We start from the raw sequence: 21,268 nt of genomic DNA on the forward strand, positions 1-21,268 counted from the left end.
GGCCCGTGGAGATATTCCAGGCCGGTTTTTTTGTGACCATTCTCGATGGTCACTTCAGGAGGTCCTATGTCGAAGTCCCCGGCGCCAACCGCCCACTACCGTCCCGAAACTCGCCTGGTTCATTCCGGCACCTTACGCTCGCAATATGGCGAGACGTCGGAGTCGCTGTTCCTGACCCAGGGCTACGTCTACAACAGCGCTGAGGAGTGCGAGGCGCGGTTCAAGGGCGAGGACCCCGGCTTCATCTATTCACGCTACTCCAATCCGACCATCTCGATGTTCGAGCGCCGCATGATCGAGCTCGAAGGCGCCGAAGCGGCACGTTCGGCCGCGACCGGCATGGCCGCGGTGACGACCGCGATCCTGGCGCCGCTCAAGGCCGGCGATCACGTCGTGGCCTCGCGCGCGCTGTTCGGCTCGTGTCTCTACGTCGTGCAGGATTTACTGCCGCGCTACGGCATCGAGACCACGCTGGTCGACGGCCTCGATCTCGACCAGTGGCAGCGCGCCATGAAGCCGAACACCAAGACGTTCTTCCTGGAGAGCCCGACCAATCCGACGCTCGACGTGCTCGACATTCCCGGCATTGCCGAGATCGCGCATAGTGGCGGCGCGCGGCTCGTCGTCGACAACGTGTTCGCCACCCCGATCTGGCAGAGCCCGCTCGCGCTCGGCGCCGACGTCGTGGTCTATTCCGCGACCAAGCACATCGACGGCCAGGGCCGCTGTCTCGGCGGCATCATCCTGTCCTCGGAAGCGTTCATCGCCGAGCACATCCACAATTTCATGCGCCAGACCGGCCCGTCGATCTCGCCGTTCAACGCCTGGGTCCTGCTCAAGGGGCTGGAGACGCTCGCCGTGCGCGTGCGCGCGCAGACCGAGACGGCGGCGCGCATCGCGGACGTGCTGGCGAGCCATCCGAAGATTTCGCGGCTGGTGTTTCCCGGCCGCGCCGATCATCCGCAGGCTGCATTGGTGAAGAAGCAGATGCGCGGCGGCTCGACGCTGGTCGGCCTCGAGGTCAAGGGCGGCAAGCAGGAGGCGTTCCGCGTGCTCAACGAGCTCAAGCTCGCCAAGATCTCGAACAATCTCGGCGACGCCAAGAGCCTCGTCACCCATCCCGCGACCACGACGCATCAGCGTTTGAAGCCGGAGGACCGCGCCGCGCTCGGCATCAGCGAAGGATTCATCCGCTTCTCGGCAGGCCTCGAGCACGCGGACGATCTGATCGAGGATCTGACCGCGGCGCTGGAGAAGGCGTAGCCACGCATTCGACATCGTAGGGTGGGCAAAGCAAGCGTGCCACCATTCACGATCACAGTGCCGCTGGATGGTGGGCACGGCGCGAAGAGCGCGCCTTTGCCCACCCTGCAGCAGCTACATCGGCCGATAGGTCCGCACGTCCGCGGGCACGTTCACGCCGAGCTTGATCTGGCCGACGGAGCGGATGATGTCGTCGCCGAGGAGCTGGGCGAAGCAGGCATAGCCCCAATCGTTCATGTGCAGTCCGTCCGCGATCACGAAACTCTCGACCGGAAGGGATTGCTTCTCGTGCCAGTCGCGCATCACCTCGAAGCGCGGGAAGATACCGACGTGACGGAGCTCGGCGACCTTGCCGAGCAGCTTCACCATCTTGCCGGCGCTCTCGGCGCGCTGGTTGACCGCGGGCGAATATTGCGGATCGACCAGCACGATGTCGGTGCCGCCGGTGGCCTGGATGCGAGCGATGCCGTCCTCGACCAGTTTGGCGGTCTCGCCAGGATCGAGATTGCGCAGCACGGCATTGGTGCCGACCTGCCAGATCACCAGATCCGGATGCACGTCGATCACCTCTTTCTGGAGACGCTTCATCATCTCGGGCGCATCCTCGCCGCCGACGCCGGCATTGACGACGGTGATGTCGGCGGTCGGATAGTGCCGGTGCAGCTGCGCGGCAAGGCGATTGGGATAGTTGAACTCCGGCGAGCTCGCGCCGAATCCCGCGGTCGACGACGAGCCGAACGCGACGATGACGACGGGCTGGCCGGCGACGAGCTTGCCCGCGACATGCGGCAGCGAGCCCATCGCCTTCGAGCCGCCCTTCGGCGACAGGCAGGGCACGCGGCTAAAGATGTCGCCGGCGGATTTCGCGACCTGCTTCACCTTGTCGATGGCGCGCGCCGTGATGCCGCGCTGGTCGGGGGACGTCGCTGCGACGGTGGTCTGGGACGGTGAAGCGGGAGCCGGATCAGCCGACTGCTGCGGGGCCGGTGTTGCCTGCGCGGCCTGCGTCTGCGCGTGGGACTGCGAGGCCGGACTCAGCAACAGCAGCACCGCTGCTGCGGGCACAGCCAGCCATGCCGTCAGGCAAAAAGGGCGGAGAGAACTCATTAACGCTAGACCTCAATTTTGCTGCTGGGCCGGCTCCAGATGGGCAGCGTCGATCAGGAACTGTGCCAACGCCCGGCCAAGGCAATCATGGACCTGCTTCGCCAACTCGGGGCCGCGCGACGGGCTGAATAGGTCGAACTGGCCCTGATCATTCCACTGCCGCATGATCGCGAACCGATCGAACAGCGGAATATCGTGCTCCTGCGCCACCACCCGCATATTGTCGAGGTATGGCGGCACCGAGATCATGGTTTCGGTACGCGGACTGTATTGCAAATTCATCAAGACGACGTCAGCCCCTGCCTTTTGCAACGCAACAACCCCTTCGGTCACCGCGCCACGAAAATCATCGGGATCGATGGCTCGGATAGCATCGACAGTCCCGGTCTGCCAGATGACCAAAGTAGGCGTTTTTGCTTCCATCAGCTTAACGAAGCTGGCAGCCGCCTCCTCGGCCGTTTTCTTGCTCTGTATTTCTACGGAGACGTGCACAATCTCGGACGGCGGCAGCTTGTCCTTCAGGATGGCCTGCATCCGCGCCGGATAAGAGGCGTCCTCGGAAGCCGGAATCGTGGTCGAGCGACTGCCGATGACCAGGATTTCGAGCGGCTTGCCGGCCTTCACGGCATCGGCGACCTTGGGAAGCTGGCTTTCGCTGGTGAGCAGATAGGACGGCACTTCACAGGCTGCGGGCGCGGCTGAAGCAGCCGGCGCAGCATCGTCCGCGCGCGCCGGAGGCGCGGCGAGACCACCGCACAGCAGGATCAGGCTCAGGAAAACCTTCGCCTTCATCAGCCCCCTCCCGCCATATCGGCGCTGCCGACGGCGCTTTTGGTTTTCGAACCGCTCTTGTCAGCCACCCGCTTGTACCACGAAATCAGCCAGGCCATGGCCCACATGATCAGGATTCCGGAGAGACTTATTAGCGCATGCATGACCGGGCCGCCCGAGACTTCGGCCAGGATGAAATGGCCGGCAAAGGCGAGGAAGACGCCGAGACAGAATATCTCCAGGGAATGCGAGCCGCACAGGATCAGCGGCCGCAGCCAGGGCGATTTCAGGCCCGGCCAGTCCCGGGGCAGGACGCGCACGGTGAGCGCGGCCAGCGCCAGGAAATGCGTGAAGCGCAGCACGTCAAGGTCGGCCTTGTCGATCGGATACATCCACTGCTCGAGCCGCTTCGGCATGAAGTGGGAGAGCTGCGGCACATACCAGGTCAGCGTCACGTAGAATGCCGCAACCAGATAGGCGATCGCGATCCACATCGTCACCCGCGAAGCCAGAATGTGCGACATGCGTCGGGCACCCCCGAGCGCGCACCATGCCCCGAACACGAACAGCAATTGCCAGGCGAAGGGATTGAAGGCCCAGAAGCCGTTCGGATAGGCCGACAGATAGAGGTCGTATTCCCAGGTCACCGCGTAGAGCGCGACCGAGAGGCCGAGCGTCACGTCAGGGCGCCACTTCATCAGCCACAGGATCAAGGGCAGCGCCAGCATCAGCACGATGTAGAGCGGCAGCACGTCCATGTTGACCGGACGGAAGCGCAGCAGCAGCGCCTGCACGATCGTGACGTCGGGCTGCTTGAGGAAATCCATGATGCCCATCTCTTCGGTGTAGAGCGGGTTCTCGAACCTGGTCGCGACGTAGGAGATTTCGGCAAGGAAGATCGTGAACAGGAAGACGTGGGCGACATAGATCTGCCAGACGCGCCGCAGGATGCGCGCGGTGGCGACGACGATGCCGGACTCCAGCATCGCCCGACCGTAGACGAAGGCGGCGGTATAGCCGGAGATGAAGATGAAGATCTCGGTGGCGTCGCTGAAGCCGTAATTGCGGATCGTGAACCAGGTCAGAAGGCTCGGCGGCAAATGGTCGATGAAGATCAGCCACAGCGCAAGGCCGCGGAATAGGTCGAGCCGGAGCTCGCGCTCGCCGATGGCGGGCAGCGAAATGGCCGGCGCGGCCGCGCGCCGCTTCGCTCCCGCGGATTTGACCTCCACAGGTTTAGCGGTTCCCGCGATCGTCGATCCCGTCACTTGGTCGGCAATGGTCATCGGGGGCCTAAAAACCCTTCCGCAAATCGCGACGTGGCAAGGAGTGTACCGGTCCGGCCGTCATCTCGCAAAGCGACCGGATCACAAGCAAGTACATTTGCAAGCCCATTTGGACGTGTACTTCCCTGCGAATTCTGGCGGGACGATGTCGCCAAGGCGTCTCCGGCGTTTGGTTCCGGAGCGGTTTTCGGTATGATGGCAATCATGTACCGCGCCGTGACCCGCCAGATCGAAGTGACCGTCGAGCCGAACTTTGTTCCGGAGCAGTCGTCGGCCGACCGCTCCCGTTATTTCTGGGCCTACACCGTCGTCATCACCAATTCCGGCGACGAGACCGTGCAGCTCAAGACGCGGCACTGGATCATCACCGATGCCACCGGCCGGCAGCAGGAGGTGAAGGGCGAGGGCGTCGTCGGCGAGCAGCCGACGCTCGCGCCTGGCGAACGCTTCGAATACACCTCGGGCGTGCCGCTCACGACCGCCTCGGGCTTCATGACCGGCCGCTACCAGATGGTCAGCGCGACCGGCGAACGCTTCGAGATCGACGTGCCCACGTTCTCGCTGGACAGCCCGGACAACAAGCGGGTGTTGAATTAGGGCAGGAGATGGTGGGCGCGCTCCGCTTTGGCCGACCCTATCGCACCTGCAGGCTAACGCCTTACGCGTCTTCCACGCCTGCTTCATCCGGCGTGAACTCGTACACCGAGCTGCAGAACTCGCAGGTCACGACGACCTTGTCGTCCTTGACCATCGCGGCACGGTCGTCAGACGAAAAGCTCTTTAGCATCGATGCCACCGCATCGCGCGAGCAGGAGCATTGCGCCTTCAAGGGCAGCGGATTGAACACGCGCACGCCGCGCTCGTGGAACAGGCGGTAGAGCAGCCGCTCCCCGGACAGCTCCGGATCGATCAGCTCAACGTCTTCGACGGTCTCGATCAGCGAGCGTGCCTCGACCCAGGCATCGTCTTCAGCGACGGCGTGCACTTCGACGCCTTCGGGCGCATCGCCGGGATGCAGATCGGCCTGCCGCGCACGCTCGGGCGCCTTCGGCAGGAACTGCATCAGCATGCCGCCAGCACGCCAGCGATGCTTGCCGCCGTCGTTCGAACGCCATTCCTCGCCGACAGCGAGACGCACGCGTGTCGGGATCTGCTCGGAGCGCAGGAAATATTCGTGAGCGGCGTCTTCGAGGCTGCCGCCGTCGAGCGCGACCAGGCCCTGGTAGCGGCTCATGTCGGGGCCTTGGTCGATGGTCATGGCGAGATGACCGTGGCCCAGCAGCGCGCCGGAATGCGTGCCAGTATCTTTGGCCTCGCCGAGGCGCGCGGCGTCGTAGCGCGCATAGGCGCGCAGGCGATCCGGCGCCTGATAGTCCACGACCAGGAACGACACCGGACCGTCGGTCTGGGCCTGGAGAATGAAGCGGCCCTCGAACTTCAGCGAGGAGCCAAGCAGCGTGGTCAGCACGATGGCCTCGCCGAGCAGCTTGCCGACCGGCGCGGGATAATCGTGCTTGGTCAGGATTTCGTCGAGCGCCGGACCAAGCCGCACCAGCCGACCGCGCACATCGAGCGCGTCGACCTCGTAAGGCAGCACGGCGTCATCGATCGGAACCGCGGATGGCGCGCGAACCGGGCCTTCAGGCCCGGTTTTCATATCAGGGGATTGGGAAACCATGGCGCTTTATCTGGGGTCGGAAGGCGGAATTGGAAGGGGGTGAGGGCTGGGGTCCGGAATGCAGAACGGATCGTACGCAAGCAGGGCAAATTCAGCGTCGTCCTGGCGAAAGCCAGGACGACGATGAAGACCTACTTCGCCGGCACGGCGGATACCGGCCCGGATTACTTCACCGCGTCGAAGCACCAGGCCAGAATGCCCTTCTGCGCGTGCAGGCGGTTTTCGGCCTCGTCGAACACGACGGATTGTGGACCGTCGATCACCTCGTCGGTGACCTCCTCGCCCCGATGGGCGGGCAGGCAGTGCATGAACAGCGCATCCGGCTTGGCAAGCGACATCAGCTGCGCATTGACCTGATAGGGCTTGAGCACGTTGTGGCGGTGCTCGCCTTCCTTGTCGCCCATCGACACCCAGGTGTCGGTCACGACACAATCGGCGCCGCGCACGGCGGCTTCGGCATCCGTGCCGAGCATGATCGGCGCGCCCGTCGCCTTGATGAAGTCGCGCATCGCCTTTTTCGGCGCGAGCTCCGGAGGCGTCGCGACATTGAGCTGGAACTTGAAGCGCTCGGCGGCGTGCGCCCAGGAGGCGAGCACGTTGTTGTCGTCGCCGGTCCAGGCCACGGTCTTGCCCTCGATCGGGCCGCGATGTTCCTCGTAGGTCATGAGGTCCGCCATCACCTGGCAGGGATGCGAGCGGCGCGTCAGGCCGTTGATGACGGGCACGGTGGCGTTTGCCGCAAGCTCCAGCAGCGCATCGTGATTGAGAATGCGGATCATGATGGCGTCGACATAGCGCGACAGCACGCGCGCGGTGTCGGCGATGGTCTCGCCGCGGCCGAGCTGCATTTCGGCGCCGGTGAGCATGATGGGCTCGCCGCCGAGCTGGCGCATGGCGACGTCGAAAGACACCCGCGTCCGCGTCGAGGGGCGCTCGAAGATCATCGCCAGGGTCTTGCCTTCGAGCGGCCTGACCGGCTGATGCGCCTTCTGCTTCGCCTTCATCGCGGAGGACGCAGCGAGCATGCGCTTGAGCTCCGACAGCGGCAGCTCGTTGATATCGAGGAAGTGCTTCGGTGTTTTATCGGGCGACTTGCTCATCAGCTTGCCGCCCGCTTGTTGCCGGACAACGCGGTGCAGGCGCGCTCGAGCCGCCCGACGCTGTCCTCGATCTCGGCTTCGGTGACGATCAAAGGCGGCAGGAAACGCACGACATTGTCGCCGGCACCGACGGTGAGCAGCTTTTGGTCGCGCAAGGCTGCAACGAGATCGCCGGAGGGCACCACGGCCTTGATGCCGATCAGGAGGCCCTCGCCGCGCACTTCGCTGACGACATCGCCGTGTCGGTCGATCACGGAGGCGAGCTTCTGCTTGAGCAGCAGCGACATCCTCTGCACGTGGTCGAAGAAGCCGGGCTTGAGCATGACGTCGAGCACGGCGTTCGCAGCCGCGATCGCGAGCGGATTGCCCCCGAAGGTCGAGCCGTGCGAGCCCGGCGTCATGCCGGACGCCGCTTCCGCGGTCGCAAGGCAGGCGCCGATCGGGAAGCCGCCGCCGAGCGCCTTGGCCAGCGACATCACGTCGGGTTCGACGCCAAGGCGGCGGTACGCGAACAGATCGCCGGTGCGGCCCATGCCGGTCTGCACCTCGTCGAAGGCGAGCAACAGACCCTTCTCGTCGCAGAGCTGGCGCAACGCCCTCAGGAAGGCGGGCGTTGCCGAACGCACACCGCCCTCGCCCTGGATCGGCTCGATCAGGATGCCGGCGGTCTGCGGACCGATTGCCTTTTTCACGGCATCGAGATCGCCATGCGCAACCTGGTCGAAGCCCTCCATCGGAGGGCCGAAACCTTCGAGATATTTTGCCGATCCCGTTGCGGCCAGCGTCGCCAGCGTGCGGCCATGGAAGGCGCCTTCGAAGGTGATCATGCGATAGCGGTCGGGATGACCCTTTGCGGCGTGATAACGGCGCACGACCTTGATCACGCATTCCAGCGCTTCGGCGCCGGAATTGCAGAAGAACACGAAATCCGCGAAACTTTCATTGCACAGGCGCGCGGCGAGCTTTTCGCCGTCCGGGCTCTGGAACAGATTCGACATGTGCCAGAGCTTGGTGGCCTGCTCCTGCAACGCCGCGACCAGCGCCGGATGGGCATGGCCGAGCGCATTCACCGCCACCCCGGAGGTGAAATCGAGATAGCGCTCGCCATTGGTCGCGATCAGCCAGCAGCCTTCGCCACGCTCGAAACCAAGGTCGGACCTGGCGAAAACGGGGAGCAAATGCGGCGCTGCGCTGTTAGTCATGATGGTCACTTGAATGTTGCGGACGGAGTGAGCGTGCATTGCGCAACGCACCATCGACCGGCCCGGAAAACGAAACGTGCCGCCTCTTGAGGGCGGCACGTGCGACTATCTTAGGCCTGGTGAAACGGGTGTCAATGCCGCCCGGAAAGCCTCGCGAAACGCTGAATCCGTAGTCTTGCGGTGCCGATTTTGCGGGATTTGGCCACGGAACATGTGGAAGCGAGTCGGCGGACTCTTGCGCGGGAGTCACGCCATATTGTAGCGTTTGGATTGTCAGATACGACATCTCGTGCAGTGGTTCTGATCTTTAAGTCCTTATGTACCGGCGTAAACGTTCGGGCGTTCAAGACGCGCCCGGCGAGCCTTAAGGGATTCTGGCGGCACGGGTTTTTGAAGGCTTAGGCATTCGCTGCGAGGCCCCAGGATGGCTGGCGCGCAGCGAGGGAAAGGGTGCAATGACGGTTTTGACCTGGTCCGATGATCGCGTCGAGCAGCTGAAAAAGCTCTGGGAGGCCGGACTTTCGGCCAGCCAGATCGCGGCGGAGCTCGGCAATGTGACCCGCAATGCCGTGATCGGCAAAGTGCACAGGCTCGGCCTTTCGGGCCGCGCCAAGAGCCCATCATCGGCAGCGCCGCGGCCGCGCAAGGCGCGCCCCGCGCAGCACATGATGCGGGTGAGCCGCCCGATCTCGCGCGGCAACACCGCGCTGGCGCAGGCCTTCGAGGTGGAGGCTGAGCCGGATCCGGTCACCTATGACAACGTGGTGCCGATGAGCCAGCGGCTGTCGCTGCTGGAATTGAACGAGGCGACCTGCCACTGGCCGGTCGGCGATCCCTCGAGCCCGGACTTCTTCTTCTGCGGTGGAAGGGCGCTGTCCGGACTGCCCTATTGCGCCCAGCACTCGCGCGTTGCGTACCAGCCGGCGTCGGATCGGCGCCGCGCACCGGTGAAGCCGGGTCCGCGGTAATCACGGCAAGTCGTCGCGCGAAGACGATTCAACAATTTCAGCGTCGTCCCGGCCTAGTGCGCAATTGCGCACGGGGGGCCGGGACCCATACTCCGAGCACGCAATAATCGTGCGGAAGGGGTCACTCCGAGTCTTCGCCAAACCACGTTCGGTGGTTATGGGCCCGGATCAGCGCTCGCTTCGCTCGCTTGTCCGGGACGACGGCTGAGAATGCAGGGACAACTCGCCAACAAACAAGCCTGCAACCCTACACCTGCTCCGCCTTGGCAAACCGATCATCCAGCGCGTAGCCGGCGCCGCGGACGGTGCGGATCGGGTCCTGCTCGCGGCCGAGATTGAGCAGCTTGCGCAGGCGGCCGATATGCACGTCGACGGTGCGCTCGTCGATATAGATGTCGCGACCCCAGACGCTGTCGAGCAGTTGCTCGCGCGAGAACACGCGCCCCGGATGCTCCAGGAAGAACTCCAGCAGGCGATATTCGGTCGGACCGAGATCGATCGGCCGGCCCGAGCGCGCCACGCGGCGCTTGTCGCGGTCGAGCTCGATGTCGCCAAAAGCAAGCACCGTCGCGAGCCGCTCCGGGCTTGCGCGCCGCAGCAGGCCTTTCACGCGCGCCAGCAGCTCCGGCACCGAGAACGGCTTGACGATGTAATCGTCGGCGCCGGTCGCAAGACCCCGCACCCGCTCGCTCTCCTCGCCGCGCGCGGTGAGCATGATGATCGGGAGCTGCTTGGTCTCGGGACGGGTGCGAAGCCGCCGGCACAATTCGATGCCTGACAGGCCCGGCAGCATCCAGTCGAGCACGATCAGATCGGGGATGTGCTCCTTGAGGCGGGTGTCGGCGTCGTCGCCGCGCATCACCGTCTCGACGTCATAGCCGTCGCCTTCGAGGTTGTAGCGGAGAAGCTCGGTCAGGGCTTCCTCGTCCTCAACCACCATAATGCGTGCGCCCATCGGGTCGTCGCTCCCTAAGTCTTCAGGTGTTCGGTACCGTGTTGGCGAAGGTCGTCATGTCGCCCTTCGGCCGCTTGTCGGTGATGGCCTGGCCCTCGATCATGTAGAACACGGTCTCGGCGATGTTGGTGGCGTGGTCGCCGATCCGCTCGATGTTCTTGGCGCAGAACATCAGATGGATGCAGAACGAGATGTTGCGCGGATCCTCCATCATGTAGGTGAGGAGCTCGCGGAACAGCGAGGTGCAGATGGCGTCGACCTCCTCGTCGCCCTTCCAGACCGCCATCGCCGCCGGCAGATCATGCGCGGCATAGGCGTCCAGCACCGACTTGACCTGCTGCTGCACGAGGTCGGTCATGTGCTCGAGGCCGCGGAACAGCTTGAGCGGATGGAAGTCCGTCTCCAGCGCCGCGACGCGCTTGCCCATGTTCTTGGCGAGGTCGCCGATGCGCTCGAGATCGGTCGCGACGCGCATGGCGCCGACGATCTCGCGCAGATCGACCGCCATCGGCTGGCGGCGGGCGATGGTGAGCACCGCACGCTCCTCGATGCGCTTCTGCAGCGCGTCGAGCTCGGTGTCGATGGCGACGACGCGCTGGCCGAGCGGGACGTCGCGGCGGATCAGCGCGTCGACGGACTCGACGATCATGCGCTCGGCGATGCCGCCCATCTCGGCGACCAGGCGAGTGAGTTCCTGGAGGTCGGTGTCGAAAGCCTTTGCGGTATGTTCAGAACCCATGTCGCGTCTCCTAGCCGAACCGGCCGGTGATGTAATCCTGCGTGCGCCGATCTGACGGCGACGTGAAGATCTTGCTGGTGTCGTCGAACTCTATCAGCTCGCCGAGATACATGAAGGCGGTCTTGTCGGAGACGCGCGCCGCCTGTTGCATGTTGTGGGTGACGATAGCGATCGTGTAATCCTCGGACAGCTCCTGGATCAGCTCCTCGACCTTGGCGGTCGAGATCGGGTCGAGCGCCGAACAGGGTTCGTCGAACAGGATCACCTCGGGCCGCACCGCGACGGTGCGGGCGATGCAGAGGCGCTGCTGCTGGCCGCCGGAGAGCGACAGGCCGGAGGCGTTGAGCTTGTCCTTGACCTCGTTCCACAGCGCGCCGCCGCGCAGCGCCTTCTCGACGCGGCCGTCCATCTCGGACTTCGAGATCTTCTCATAGAGACGGATGCCGAACGCGATGTTCTCGTAGATCGTCATCGGGAACGGCGTCGGCTTCTGGAACACCATGCCGACGCGGGCGCGCAGCAAATTGAGGTCCAGCCTGGGGTCGAGGATGTTGGTCTGATCGAGCATCAGCTGACCGGTGGCGCGCTGGCCGGGATAGAGGTCGTACATCCGGTTGAAGATGCGCAGCAGGGTCGACTTGCCGCAGCCCGACGGTCCGATGAACGCCGTAACGCGGTTGGCGCCGAGCGTCAGGTTGATGTTCTTCAGCGCATGGTGCTCGCCGTAATAGAAGTTCAGGTTACGCACGGTCACCTTCGGGGGCGCCTCGGGCAGCACCGCCGCGTGCGGCAGTCCACCGGACGCGCTCATCGACACGGAAAGATCACTCATTTTGCGGTCCTCTCGGCGCCAAGGATGCGCGCGAAAATATTAAGGGCAAGAACGGTCAGGGTGATGAGCAGCGCCCCGCTCCAGGCCAACTGCTTCCAATAGGCATAGGGGCTCTGCACGAAGTTGTTGATGGTCACAGGCAGGTTCGCCATCGTCTTGTTCAGGCCGAGGCTGAAGAACTGGTTCGATAGCGCGGTGAACAGCAGCGGCGCGGTTTCACCGGCGACGCGAGCGGTCGCGAGCAGCACGCCGGTGATGAGACCCGATCGGGCAGCCCGATAAGCGATCCGCTTGATCACCAGCGAACGCGGCAGGCCGAGCGCCGAGGCCGCCTCGCGCAACGCGTTCGGCACCAGCAGCAGCATGTCCTCGGTCGTGCGCAGCACCACCGGGATCACGATGACCGCGAGGGCGAGCGAGCCTGCGATCGCCGAGAAGCCGCGCATCGGCACCACCACGGCGCCGTAGATGAACAGGCCGATGATGATCGAGGGCGCCGAGAGCAGGATGTCGTTGATGAAGCGGATCACCGAGGTCAGCCGGTCGTTGCGGCCGTATTCGGCGAGATAGGTGCCGGCGAACATGCCGAGCGGCGCGCCGATGCCGACGCCGATCACGGTCATGATCAGCGAGCCGACGATGGCGTTGAGCAGACCGCCCTCGTTCGATCCCGGTGGCGGCGTGTTCTCGGTGAACAGCTGGACATTGAGTCCCGCCAGCCCGTTGTAGAGCAGCGTGATCAGGATCAGCGCGAGCCAGGTGACGCCGAAGGCGGTTGCGGCGATGCAGAGCCCGCGGACGACGATGTCCTTGCGGCGTCGGCGTGAATAGATCGGATTCATGGCGCTAATTCCCCGCCTTCTTTTCCAGCCGCATCAGCATCAGCCGCGCCGCTGCGAGCACGAAGAAGGTCAGAACGAACAGCAGGAGGCCGAGCAGGATCAGGCCGGATTGGTGCAGGCCGTCGCTCTCGGCGAACTCGGATGCGATCGCCGCCGAGATCGTGGTGCCCGGCGCAAAGATCGATGACGAGATCCGGAACGAGTTGCCGATGATGAAGGTCACCGCCATGGTCTCGCCGAGCGCGCGGCCCAGCGCCAGCATGATGCCGCCGATGACGCCGACCCGGGTGTAGGGGATCACCACGCTGCGGACGACTTCCCATGTGGTGCAGCCGACGCCGTAGGCGGCTTCCTTCAGGACCGGAGGCACCGTCTTGAACACGTCGACCGAGATCGAGGTGATGAAGGGCAGCACCATGATGGCAAGGATCAGCGCGGCATTGAACAGGCTGAGATAGGACGGGGGACCTGCGAAGATCGCGCCCAGCACGGGAACGCCGTCGAAGATCTTGATCATGAAGGGCTGGAACGTGTTGGCCAGGAACGGACCCAACACGAAGAAGCCCCACATGCCGTAGATGATCGAGGGAATACCGGCGAGCAGCTCGATTGCCATGCCGATCGGGCGGCGCAGCCATTGCGGGCAGAGCTCGGTGAGGAAGATCGCAATGCCGAGACCCACGGGAATGGCGATCAGCATCGCGATGAAGGAGGTGACGAGCGTGCCGTACATCGGCCCGAGCGCGCCGAGCACCGGCGGATCTGCGGAGGGCGCCCAGCGCTGCGTCCACAGGAAGGAGACGCCGTATTCTTTCATCGCCGGGAAAGCGCCGACGATCAGCGAAATGATGATGCCGCCGAGGATCAGAAGCACCGAGATCGCGGAGAGCCGCGTAATCCAGTAGAAGGTAACGTCGCCGAGCTTGAACGCGCTCAAGGCCTTGGCGCGGTCATACGGTCCGGCGTCGTCGATTACATCGCTCTGAACGGCCATCTCTGCCACGCCGATCCCCTGTACCAAATAGTATACGTTTTTTGTTGGTCCGTGCCCCGGATGCAGCGCAGCGCATCCGGGGGCACGAGCGTCGCGAACCTAGCTCTTGATGTCGGCAGCCCAGGTCTTCTCGATCAGCTGAACGACCGGATCCGGCATCGGGATGTAGTCGAGCTCTTCAGCCGCCTTGCCGCCGCTCTTGAAGGCCCAGCGGAAGAACTTGATGGCTTCCTGCGAGGCCGCCTTGTCGGTGGCGTCCTTGTGCATGAGGATGAAGGTCGCCGCCGTGATCGGCCAGGATTTCTCGCCGGGCTGGTCGGTCAGGATGACGTAGTAGCCGGGAGCCTTGGCCCAGTCGGCGTTGGAGGCGGCCGCCTGGAAGGCTTCGACGGTGGGCTGCACAGGCTTGCCGGCCTTGTTGATGAGACCGGTGTAGGTCAGCTTGTTCTGCTTGGCATAGGCGTACTCGACATAGCCAATCGAGTTCTTGGTCTGGCTGATGTTGCCGGACACGCCTTCATTGCCCTTGGCGCCGACGCCGACCGGCCACTCGACCGCGGTACCCTCACCGACCTTGCTCTTCCAATCCGCGCTGGCCTTGGCGAGGTAGTTGGTGAAGTTGAAGGTGGTGCCCGAACCGTCCGAACGGCGGACCACGGTGATGGCCTCCGAGGGCAGCTTCACGTTCGGGTTGAGCTTCTTGATCGCGGCGTCGTCCCATTTGGTGATCTTGCCGAGATAGATGCTGGCCAGCGTCTCGCCGTCGAACACCAGTTCACCGGGCTTCACGCCCTCGATGTTGACGACGGGCACGATGGCACCCATCACCATCGGCCACTGGACGAGGCCGTCCTTCTCGAGCTGCTCGGCCTTGAGCGGCGCATCGCTGGCGCCGAAGGTCACGGTCTTGGCCTGGATCTGCTTAATGCCGCCGCCGGAGCCGATCGACTGGTAGTTCAGACCGTTGCCGGTCTCCTTCTTGTAGGCGTCGGCCCATTTGGAATAGATCGGGAACGGGAACGTCGCGCCGGCTCCGGTGATGTCGGCAGCAAAGGCCGCCGTCGTCGATGCGGCGACCATGCCAGCAGCGACGAGTGTTTTGAGGAAATTCATGCTGGTCTCCATACAGGGGAGCGAAGCGCCATCCGCGCCCGATCGCGCTCCCCGTGCCGCCCCTTTAGGAGCGGACAGCTGAGCTTTTACGAAGGTTTGGTGACAGTCGGATGACAGTGTTAAGCAGCTGAAATCGCTGGAATTTAGCTCAGAGCCGCAGGCTTGCCCTGGGGAAAACAGGCGGTGAAAGTGGCGCCCTGTTTGGGCACGCTTTCGATCAAAAGCCGGCCGCGATGACGGTTAAGAATATGTTTCACCAGCGACAATCCCAGGCCGGTGCCGCCCTGCGAGCGGCTGTCGCCGACATCGACCCGGTAGAAGCGCTCGGTCAGCCGCGGCAGGTGCTCCGGCGCGATGCCGGGGCCGAAATCCCGGACCAGCACCCGGATTTCCTGAGTTCCATCAGGGGCCGCGCCTGATATCAGCGACACGATAATGCGTCCACCGGAGGCGCCGTATTTGAGCGCGTTCTCGATCAAATTCTCGAACAGGCGGAGCAACTCCTCGCGGTCCCCCGCGATCAGCACCGGGGTCTCGGGCAGCTGGGTCTCGACCTCGACCTGGCGTTCCCGCGCCAGCGGTTCGAGCCCATCGGCGACCTGCAAGATGATCGGCAGCAGGTCGACCAGGGTGTCGGGCCGCACATGGGCCGACAGCTCCACCCGCGACAGCGACAAGAGATCGTCGATCAGGCGCGCCATCCGGGTGGCCTGGTTGTGCATGATGCCGAGGAAGCGCTCGCGCGCCTTGGGATCCTCCTTGGCTTGGCCCTGGAGCGTGTCGATGAAGCCGGACAGCGCGGCCAGCGGCGTGCGCAGCTCGTGGCTGGCATTGGCGACGAAATCGGCCCGCATTTCCTCGACCCGGCGCAGCGGCGTCTGGTCGTGAAAGGTCATCAGCATGCATTTGTCGGCGCCGCCAAAGGTGGTCGGCACCGGCACCGGCGTGATGGTCAGCTCCATCCAGCGGTCGACCGGGACATGGTCGAGATAGGTCGCGCGCCGCGGCTCGGTGGTCGCGATCGACTCGCGCAGCGCCGTGATGATCTCGGGCGAGCGCAGCGCGAACTGGGCGAGCTCATTCCGGCGCAGTGCCGGCGCGAGCTGGGCGGCTGCGGCGTTGAGATGGATGACGCGGCCGGCGCGGTCGAGCAGGACCGCGGGATCGGGCATGCCGGCGACCACTGCGGCGACCGCCGCGCTCTCGACCGGGTTGACGCGGCGGGTCTCTTCGCGCGAGGCGGCGGTATCGTGCAGGCGCCACGGGATCAGCGCTGCGGCCGCGATGCAGAGGAACACCGCAATCGCATGCAGCGCCGATAATTCCCCCAGCGAGACCACCACGGATAGCGCGAGCGCCGCGGCGATCAGGATGACGGTCGAGTGCCGCAGCCGGTCGGACCAGGGCGGGGAGGAGGGAGAAGTTGGGGCGTCGATCGCCATCGGGGCGGGCTTCTCCAAAAGGCCTTGCGCCGGTCAGGCGCCGCTGTCGCTGCGCTTTCTCACGTAAGCGGCTTCAGGCGCGGGGCCGGGGTCGAGCTTGAGCGCCGCCTGCTGCAGGCGCTTCGATCGCGCGCCGATGATAACTTCGCGAAACGTCAGCAAGATTACAGAAATGACGAAAGGGGACAGATAATAGAGGACGCGGAACAGCAGCATCCCGCCCAGCAGCTCCTCGCGGTCCATCTGCCAGAGCCCGACCAGCATCGCCGCGTCGAACACGCCAAGGCCTCCGGGCGAATGGCTGGCAAAGCCGAGCAGCGTGGCCGAGACGAAGATCACCGCGACCACCACGAAACCGAGATTGGGCTCGTCAGGGACCAGCACGTACATCGCGAGCGCGCAGAAGCCGAGATCGATGATGCCGATCGCGATCTGGAGCAGCGTCAGCGGGCCGCCCGGCAGCATCACGGTCCAGGGCCCGCGGCCGACCATGCGCGGCTGGGTCCAGACCCAGACCACGTAAGCGACCAGTCCGACGATGATCATCATCGCCAGCATCCGGTTCAGCCAGGGCGGAAGCATGTCGATCGAGGCCGCGGCTTCCGGATGATAGGAGATGCCGAGGCCCAGCACCGCGGCATTGCCGAGCCAGAAGGTCAGGCCCGCGAGGAAACAGATCTTTGCGACGTCGATCGCGTTCAGGCCGTAGGCGGAATAGATGCGGTAGCGCACCGCGCCGCCGGTGAAGACGCTGGCGCCGACATTGTGGCCGATCGAATAGCTGGTGAAGGCAGCGAGCGCGTTAATCCGATAGGGCACGTGGGGATGGCCGATCGCGCGCACGGCGAACAGGTCGTAGAAGGTCAGCGTGAAATAGCCCGCAGCGACGAACAGCGCCGCCATCGCGATCTGGCTCGGCTCGGTACTCTTGATCGCTTCGAGGACTTCGTTGACATCGATGCCGCGCAGCATGTGGTAGAGCACATAGCAAGCGATGCCGATGACCGCGACGCTGATCACAACTCCAAGCTTATGCAGGATTTGCTTCTGGCGCAGAAACGACATCGCCCTGCGTATGGCTTCCAGCATCTAAACCTCGAACAACGCTTCAGCGGCCAGGGTGGCCGGCGAACAGGCGGACGACACGCAGGCACCCGACGAATCCTCGCCGGCGGCTCCGGCATCGCGCATGCCCCCTGCCCCTCCACTAGCGCGTTTTGGGGCGGAGTGGAATTCGACAATTCGAACAAAAAGTCGTGGCTTCAAGGTTTTAGGCAGGTTGCGGGCTCCTGATGCACGGTTTGGCGCTTTCGGCGGCAAGCCTGACGCGAATCTCCATGGCCATCCTGGCGCAGACGCCATGAAGTTTTGATGATTTCGGCCATACAATGTTCCGTCACGGCTTAAGTCGAAATCAATCTATGGGCGGGATTTCGCTGTTGAAAGAGGGTCGCGCCGCGCGCGGCCGCTGCGGCGCGCACGATTACGTGGCCGACGGCTCGCGCTCGATCATCCGGTTGCACTGCGACATCACAGACGTCATTGCGGCCGCCCGCCAGCGGCCGCGATGAGCACGTCGTTCGGAGGTAGCGTTCTGCTCAGGCCGCAAGCTGCGGGCGCACTGCCTCGATGCCCGCGATCCAGCCGGCGACGGAGCGCCCGATCGCCTCGGGGTGATCCTCCTGGAGGAAATGCAGGCCGGCGCCGAGACGAACCAGCGCGCAGTGCTTCAGGGAGGCTGCAAACCGTTCGGCAAATTCCGGTGAGACCAGAGCTCCGGGCTCGCCGGTGAACAGGAGCTTTGGATAGGACGACGCGGCCAGCGCTGCATGCGCGGACTGCAGAGCCTGATAAACGTCAGCGGGCTCGCCTGCGATCGGCAGTTCGCGCGGAAGTGCAAGAACGGGCCGGCGGCTCTCTGGTGTTGGAAACGGCGCGCGATAGGGCGCCATCTCGTCATCGCTGAGCTTGCGGGCGATGCCGCCCGGCAGCACACGCTCGACGAAGGCATTCGCCTCGAGGATCATCGCCTCGCCCTCGCCCGGCGTCCTGAATTTGCGGAAGGCCGCCCGCGCCGCCTCGGCATGCTCCTGCTCCGCGGCAACCTCGGTGTCGTGGAAGTCCTGCCAGGTCGGCATCGGACGGATGAACTCCATGAAGGCGAGCCCGCGCACGAAATCCGGCCGGCGCGCCGCAAGATGAAATGCGAGCGCTGTGCCCCAATCCTGCGCAATGAGATAGGCCGACGTAATGCCGCGCTGTTCGATGAAGGCATCGAGATAGCGGACGTGATCGAAGAAGCGGTACGCGATGTCGGGCTTGTCGGACTGACCGAAGCCGATGTTGTCGGGCGCGAGGCAATGCGCGACCGGTGACACCAACGGCATGATGTTGCGCCAGATGTGCGAGGACGTCGGATTGCCGTGCAAGAAGAGCGCGACCGGCGCGTTCTGCGCGCCTGCCTCACGATAGGCCATGCTGCTTCCGAGGACGGACGCTTTGCGAATCTTGATGTCGATCTGCTTGGTCATGTCAGCTCCTTGAACACGGTTTGGAATGCGATGCTCTTGAAACGTTCGAGCGCTTTGGGATTGCGGTCGACCTTCATGCGCAGGATCGCGCCCTGCCAGGACGCGAGCAGGAAGTCTGCGAGCTCCTCGGGCTCGAAATCGGATGCGATCTCGCCGCGGGTCTGCGCCTCGGCGATGCAGGCGGCGAACGGCACGCGCCATTCGGCAAAGATGTCGGCGAGGCGCACGCGCAGCATCTCGCTGCTGCCGGTCGCTTCCAGACTGAGATCGCCGATCAGGCAGCCGCGACCAAAGCCGTCGGCTTCCAGCCTGCCCGTGATGACGTCGAGGTAGCGCTTGAGCCGTGCGCGGGGGCTCAGCGAGACATCCTGCAATGCCTCCGCGACCAAGCTCCTGGTGAGATCGAAATAGCGGTCGAGCACCTCGGAGGCGAACGCTTCCTTGGAGCGGAAATGATTGGTGAAGGACCCCTGCGGCGCGCCCGCAGCAGTGGTGACGTCGCGCACGCTGGTGCCGTGATAGCCGGTCCGAAACATGACCTTCAGGCCGGCGTCGAGAATGGCGTCTTTGAGCGAGGGCTTTGGCATGGCGAAATAATACGCACGTACGTATTAATGTCAAGCGCCCCGCCCTTGCCCTTGAAACCTGATGGCGGAGCAAGTGATGAGCGCGATAGCGGGCGCGCGTTTGCCTCTCAGCTCAGCCGCTCAGGCCGGCGGCATGCTGCGTGCGACCACCCGATCGCGCAGCCAGGCGCCGATGGCGGCGCCGACGAGGTAGCAGCCGAACATGGTCAGGCCGAGGTCGAGCCAGTAGCCGAAGCGACCGGGGACCACATGCGCGAACGAGGCCGCGACCAGGCCGGCAACAAGCACGGCGAGCCAGCGCGCGGTCACCTTCGAGGTGCCGTTGCCGCGCTGGACCACCGAGATCCAGCCCATGCAGAAGCCGAGCAGCAGCGAGCCGATCAGCCAGCCCAGATGGAACGAGACGAGATAGGGCATCGTCACCTCACCAGAAATTCGATGCGGCGGTTCTGCGCCTTGGCGTCTTCGCTGTCATTGCCGGCGACTGGCTGCGTGCTGCCGTAGCCGACCGCGGTGAACCGGTTGGCAGGCAGGCCGGCCTTGACCAGATAGTCGATCACCGCCTGCGCGCGCTTCTCCGAGAGTGCCTGGTTGAAGGAATCCTCGCCGTCGGCATCGGTATGCCCGGCGACCTCGATATTGGTGGTGGGGCATCGCAATGCCGTCTCGATCAGATGATCGAGAATGCCGGCGGAATCCGGATCGATCTCGGCGCGCTTCGCCCCGAAGCGAATCTTGGCCTTGGCCAAGAGTTCGGAGAACAATTGCTGGCACACGGTGCCGTCGACCGGCCCGGCCGCGGGCTTCACCGTGATCTCCGGCTTGTACTGCCAGTTTTTCGGAAAATCCTTGCCGAGGCCTGCGCGGATGTCGTTGGCGGCACCTTCATAGAGCGCATCGCCCGACAGCTTCACCTCGCGGTCGGACACGACGAGCGTGCCGGTCGACAGTCGCGACAGCGCGCCGAGCGCTGCGACCACGGCGGGGCTGAACGAGCCGGGCGCGCCGACGCTGGCCTTGAGATTGTCGACGACCTTTTCGTTGAAGAATTTCCGCGACGCACTGGTGGCGATGGCCGCGTGGACATTGTTGTCGGGAACATAGCCGGTCAGCGTCACCGTCGCAGCCACCGGATCCTTGTAAGCCTGGAACACGTAAGGCGGCGCCTTGACGTCGTTGGCGGCGATCGAAAAGCCCTCGGGCAGGTTTTTAAGTGCCGCTGCGACCGCTTCGCGGCCGCCGAGATCGCGCGCCATCCCCGACAGAGTGACTTTGGTGTCTGTGATCGTGATCTTGCCGTCCTTGAGCTTGCCGATCTGGTCGAGCAGCAGCATCGCAGCCGCCTCGAACCGCGGCGGTGCGCCGCGCGCCAAACCCATCTGATCGACCACCTCGGTGCCGCCGACCTCCTTGCGGGCCGCCTCGGTCAGGCGGCCCTTCATCGACGGCAGCGGCGCGGAGCCCGACAGCGTCACCCGCACCACGTCGCGTTCGGCGTTCCAGACGAAGGGCTTTGCCTCGGGCACGAGGCGGGTCCGGTCGTCGACCAGGCGCACGCCGGGGACGGTCTCGACCGCCACAACGGCGTCGCGGCGCCCCTCCTCGGAAAACGCGTCCGCAGCCAGGCTGACGTCGCGGCCATCCACCGCGATCCGGGTCTTGTCCAGAACGGTATCCTTTAGCGCCGCCGAGCTGCGGGCGGAAAGGTCCGCCTCGACCGGCAAAGTGTTATTCCAGGCCGCAAATCCCCACATGACGGCCAGGGGGATCAGCCCCGGCCACCATTTGCTGGCCCACCTGAAAAGCTTGTGCATTCGACGACCCGAACTCTGGAACCGGAGACAAAACAAACCCTTGG

22 protein-coding genes are annotated in these 21,268 nt (G+C 64.6%); 4 read left to right on the forward strand and 18 right to left on the reverse strand.

Features of this window, described 5'->3' with window-relative positions:
* Positions 1-66 precede the first annotated feature (66 nt).
* On the forward strand, positions 67-1,263 hold the full coding sequence (locus tag ACIPUD_RS22260; RefSeq protein WP_446481548.1) for an O-succinylhomoserine sulfhydrylase: 1,197 nt from the start codon (positions 67-69) through the stop codon (positions 1,261-1,263).
* A gap of 114 nt (positions 1,264-1,377) precedes the next feature.
* On the opposite strand, the gene ACIPUD_RS22265 is transcribed toward ACIPUD_RS22260, so the two are convergent.
* From ACIPUD_RS22265 to ACIPUD_RS22275, 3 genes are read right to left on the reverse strand one after another with little or no spacing between them, the layout of a single operon-like run.
* The gene (locus tag ACIPUD_RS22265; protein ID WP_026233081.1) at positions 1,378-2,370 is read right to left on the reverse strand and encodes an SGNH/GDSL hydrolase family protein; all 993 of its coding nucleotides are present in this window, start codon (positions 2,368-2,370) and stop codon (positions 1,378-1,380) included.
* Positions 2,371-2,382: 12 nt separating this feature from the next.
* Positions 2,383-3,162, reverse strand: a complete 780-nt coding sequence (locus ACIPUD_RS22270; protein ID WP_085358309.1) for an SGNH/GDSL hydrolase family protein — start codon at positions 3,160-3,162, stop codon at positions 2,383-2,385.
* A complete protein-coding gene (locus ACIPUD_RS22275; protein ID WP_085349686.1) occupies positions 3,162-4,427 on the reverse strand; it encodes an OpgC domain-containing protein in 1,266 nt (421 codons plus the stop codon). Before ACIPUD_RS22275 ends, ACIPUD_RS22270 begins: the two co-directional genes overlap by 1 nt.
* A gap of 204 nt (positions 4,428-4,631) precedes the next feature.
* Between ACIPUD_RS22275 and apaG the strand changes: the two genes are divergently transcribed.
* The gene (gene apaG / locus ACIPUD_RS22280) at positions 4,632-5,024 is read left to right on the forward strand and encodes a Co2+/Mg2+ efflux protein ApaG (protein ID WP_026233080.1); all 393 of its coding nucleotides are present in this window, start codon (positions 4,632-4,634) and stop codon (positions 5,022-5,024) included.
* Positions 5,025-5,085: 61 nt separating this feature from the next.
* On the opposite strand, the gene ACIPUD_RS22285 is transcribed toward apaG, so the two are convergent.
* The 3 genes from ACIPUD_RS22285 to ACIPUD_RS22295 form a co-directional block, all read right to left on the reverse strand.
* Positions 5,086-6,105, reverse strand: a complete 1,020-nt coding sequence (locus tag ACIPUD_RS22285; protein ID WP_026233079.1) for an Hsp33 family molecular chaperone — start codon at positions 6,103-6,105, stop codon at positions 5,086-5,088.
* Between the two features lie 164 nt (positions 6,106-6,269).
* Positions 6,270-7,205: an ornithine carbamoyltransferase gene (argF, locus tag ACIPUD_RS22290; protein ID WP_085349685.1), complete on the reverse strand. Its 936-nt coding sequence runs from the start codon at positions 7,203-7,205 to the stop codon at positions 6,270-6,272.
* Positions 7,205-8,407 carry an aspartate aminotransferase family protein gene (locus tag ACIPUD_RS22295; RefSeq protein ID WP_026233078.1) on the reverse strand — a complete coding sequence of 401 codons (1,203 nt, stop codon included), beginning with the start codon at positions 8,405-8,407 and terminating at the stop codon, positions 7,205-7,207. Before ACIPUD_RS22295 ends, argF begins: the two co-directional genes overlap by 1 nt.
* Before the next feature lie 455 nt (positions 8,408-8,862).
* Here ACIPUD_RS22295 and ACIPUD_RS22300 point away from each other — a divergent pair, with 455 nt between their 5' ends.
* Positions 8,863-9,375 (forward strand): GcrA family cell cycle regulator, encoded by a 513-nt coding sequence (locus ACIPUD_RS22300; RefSeq protein ID WP_007597869.1) that lies wholly within the window; start codon positions 8,863-8,865, stop codon positions 9,373-9,375.
* Between the two features lie 247 nt (positions 9,376-9,622).
* Here ACIPUD_RS22300 and phoB read toward each other — a convergent pair whose 3' ends face one another.
* The 8 genes from phoB to ACIPUD_RS22340 form a co-directional block, all read right to left on the reverse strand.
* Positions 9,623-10,330, reverse strand: coding sequence for a phosphate regulon transcriptional regulator PhoB (phoB, locus tag ACIPUD_RS22305; protein WP_007597871.1), 708 nt, complete (start codon positions 10,328-10,330; stop codon positions 9,623-9,625).
* A 22-nt stretch (positions 10,331-10,352) separates the two neighbouring features.
* Positions 10,353-11,069 carry a phosphate signaling complex protein PhoU gene (gene phoU / locus ACIPUD_RS22310; protein ID WP_018456067.1) on the reverse strand — a complete coding sequence of 239 codons (717 nt, stop codon included), beginning with the start codon at positions 11,067-11,069 and terminating at the stop codon, positions 10,353-10,355.
* 10 nt (positions 11,070-11,079) lie between these two features.
* Positions 11,080-11,901: a phosphate ABC transporter ATP-binding protein PstB gene (gene pstB, locus ACIPUD_RS22315; protein ID WP_085349683.1), complete on the reverse strand. Its 822-nt coding sequence runs from the start codon at positions 11,899-11,901 to the stop codon at positions 11,080-11,082.
* Complete coding sequence (gene pstA / locus ACIPUD_RS22320) at positions 11,898-12,743, reverse strand: phosphate ABC transporter permease PstA (protein WP_018456065.1); 846 nt, start codon at positions 12,741-12,743, stop codon at positions 11,898-11,900. The genes pstB and pstA overlap by 4 nt, the downstream gene beginning before the upstream one ends.
* A gap of 4 nt (positions 12,744-12,747) precedes the next feature.
* Positions 12,748-13,737 carry a phosphate ABC transporter permease subunit PstC gene (pstC, locus tag ACIPUD_RS22325; protein WP_018456064.1) on the reverse strand — a complete coding sequence of 330 codons (990 nt, stop codon included), beginning with the start codon at positions 13,735-13,737 and terminating at the stop codon, positions 12,748-12,750.
* Between the two features lie 99 nt (positions 13,738-13,836).
* Positions 13,837-14,850: a phosphate ABC transporter substrate-binding protein PstS gene (gene pstS / locus ACIPUD_RS22330; protein WP_085358361.1), complete on the reverse strand. Its 1,014-nt coding sequence runs from the start codon at positions 14,848-14,850 to the stop codon at positions 13,837-13,839.
* A gap of 143 nt (positions 14,851-14,993) precedes the next feature.
* Positions 14,994-16,292 carry an ATP-binding protein gene (locus tag ACIPUD_RS22335; RefSeq protein WP_085349681.1) on the reverse strand — a complete coding sequence of 433 codons (1,299 nt, stop codon included), beginning with the start codon at positions 16,290-16,292 and terminating at the stop codon, positions 14,994-14,996.
* A 33-nt stretch (positions 16,293-16,325) separates the two neighbouring features.
* Positions 16,326-17,381, reverse strand: coding sequence for a lysylphosphatidylglycerol synthase domain-containing protein (locus ACIPUD_RS22340; RefSeq protein ID WP_018456061.1), 1,056 nt, complete (start codon positions 17,379-17,381; stop codon positions 16,326-16,328).
* Between the two features lie 332 nt (positions 17,382-17,713).
* Between ACIPUD_RS22340 and ACIPUD_RS22345 the strand changes: the two genes are divergently transcribed.
* Positions 17,714-17,863, forward strand: coding sequence for a hypothetical protein (locus ACIPUD_RS22345; RefSeq protein ID WP_018456059.1), 150 nt, complete (start codon positions 17,714-17,716; stop codon positions 17,861-17,863).
* 27 nt (positions 17,864-17,890) lie between these two features.
* On the opposite strand, the gene ACIPUD_RS22350 is transcribed toward ACIPUD_RS22345, so the two are convergent.
* From ACIPUD_RS22350 to ACIPUD_RS22365, 4 genes are all read right to left on the reverse strand, one after another.
* Positions 17,891-18,823, reverse strand: a complete 933-nt coding sequence (locus ACIPUD_RS22350) for a haloalkane dehalogenase (RefSeq protein ID WP_446481549.1) — start codon at positions 18,821-18,823, stop codon at positions 17,891-17,893.
* Positions 18,820-19,410 (reverse strand): TetR/AcrR family transcriptional regulator, encoded by a 591-nt coding sequence (locus tag ACIPUD_RS22355; protein ID WP_368508874.1) that lies wholly within the window; start codon positions 19,408-19,410, stop codon positions 18,820-18,822. Before ACIPUD_RS22355 ends, ACIPUD_RS22350 begins: the two co-directional genes overlap by 4 nt.
* Positions 19,411-19,530: 120 nt before the next feature.
* Complete coding sequence (locus tag ACIPUD_RS22360; protein ID WP_085384937.1) at positions 19,531-19,827, reverse strand: hypothetical protein; 297 nt, start codon at positions 19,825-19,827, stop codon at positions 19,531-19,533.
* Positions 19,828-19,829: 2 nt separating this feature from the next.
* Entirely contained in the window at positions 19,830-21,224 is a 1,395-nt protein-coding gene (locus tag ACIPUD_RS22365) for an OmpA family protein (protein WP_446481550.1), read from the reverse strand.
* Positions 21,225-21,268: the final 44 nt, after the last annotated feature.

Source organism: Bradyrhizobium sp. CAR08 (genome assembly GCF_052871955.1).

What these genes read in the sequence shown, in the direction of transcription:
- ACIPUD_RS22260 (WP_446481548.1), top strand. Translation starts at nt 67, where the DNA reads ATGTCGAAGTCCCCGGCGCCAACCGCCCACTACCGTCCCGAAACTCGC.
- ACIPUD_RS22265 (WP_026233081.1), bottom strand. Translation starts at nt 2,370, where the DNA reads ATGAGTTCTCTCCGCCCTTTTTGCCTGACGGCATGGCTGGCTGTGCCC.
- ACIPUD_RS22270 (WP_085358309.1), bottom strand. Translation starts at nt 3,162, where the DNA reads ATGAAGGCGAAGGTTTTCCTGAGCCTGATCCTGCTGTGCGGTGGTCTC.
- ACIPUD_RS22275 (WP_085349686.1), bottom strand. Translation starts at nt 4,427, where the DNA reads ATGACCATTGCCGACCAAGTGACGGGATCGACGATCGCGGGAACCGCT.
- apaG (WP_026233080.1), top strand. Translation starts at nt 4,632, where the DNA reads ATGTACCGCGCCGTGACCCGCCAGATCGAAGTGACCGTCGAGCCGAAC.
- ACIPUD_RS22285 (WP_026233079.1), bottom strand. Translation starts at nt 6,105, where the DNA reads ATGGTTTCCCAATCCCCTGATATGAAAACCGGGCCTGAAGGCCCGGTT.
- argF (WP_085349685.1), bottom strand. Translation starts at nt 7,205, where the DNA reads ATGAGCAAGTCGCCCGATAAAACACCGAAGCACTTCCTCGATATCAAC.
- ACIPUD_RS22295 (WP_026233078.1), bottom strand. Translation starts at nt 8,407, where the DNA reads ATGACTAACAGCGCAGCGCCGCATTTGCTCCCCGTTTTCGCCAGGTCC.
- ACIPUD_RS22300 (WP_007597869.1), top strand. Translation starts at nt 8,863, where the DNA reads ATGACGGTTTTGACCTGGTCCGATGATCGCGTCGAGCAGCTGAAAAAG.
- phoB (WP_007597871.1), bottom strand. Translation starts at nt 10,330, where the DNA reads ATGGGCGCACGCATTATGGTGGTTGAGGACGAGGAAGCCCTGACCGAG.
- phoU (WP_018456067.1), bottom strand. Translation starts at nt 11,069, where the DNA reads ATGGGTTCTGAACATACCGCAAAGGCTTTCGACACCGACCTCCAGGAA.
- pstB (WP_085349683.1), bottom strand. Translation starts at nt 11,901, where the DNA reads ATGAGTGATCTTTCCGTGTCGATGAGCGCGTCCGGTGGACTGCCGCAC.
- pstA (WP_018456065.1), bottom strand. Translation starts at nt 12,743, where the DNA reads ATGAATCCGATCTATTCACGCCGACGCCGCAAGGACATCGTCGTCCGC.
- pstC (WP_018456064.1), bottom strand. Translation starts at nt 13,737, where the DNA reads ATGGCCGTTCAGAGCGATGTAATCGACGACGCCGGACCGTATGACCGC.
- pstS (WP_085358361.1), bottom strand. Translation starts at nt 14,850, where the DNA reads ATGAATTTCCTCAAAACACTCGTCGCTGCTGGCATGGTCGCCGCATCG.
- ACIPUD_RS22335 (WP_085349681.1), bottom strand. Translation starts at nt 16,292, where the DNA reads ATGGCGATCGACGCCCCAACTTCTCCCTCCTCCCCGCCCTGGTCCGAC.
- ACIPUD_RS22340 (WP_018456061.1), bottom strand. Translation starts at nt 17,381, where the DNA reads ATGCTGGAAGCCATACGCAGGGCGATGTCGTTTCTGCGCCAGAAGCAA.
- ACIPUD_RS22345 (WP_018456059.1), top strand. Translation starts at nt 17,714, where the DNA reads ATGGGCGGGATTTCGCTGTTGAAAGAGGGTCGCGCCGCGCGCGGCCGC.
- ACIPUD_RS22350 (WP_446481549.1), bottom strand. Translation starts at nt 18,823, where the DNA reads ATGACCAAGCAGATCGACATCAAGATTCGCAAAGCGTCCGTCCTCGGA.
- ACIPUD_RS22355 (WP_368508874.1), bottom strand. Translation starts at nt 19,410, where the DNA reads ATGCCAAAGCCCTCGCTCAAAGACGCCATTCTCGACGCCGGCCTGAAG.
- ACIPUD_RS22360 (WP_085384937.1), bottom strand. Translation starts at nt 19,827, where the DNA reads ATGCCCTATCTCGTCTCGTTCCATCTGGGCTGGCTGATCGGCTCGCTG.
- ACIPUD_RS22365 (WP_446481550.1), bottom strand. Translation starts at nt 21,224, where the DNA reads ATGCACAAGCTTTTCAGGTGGGCCAGCAAATGGTGGCCGGGGCTGATC.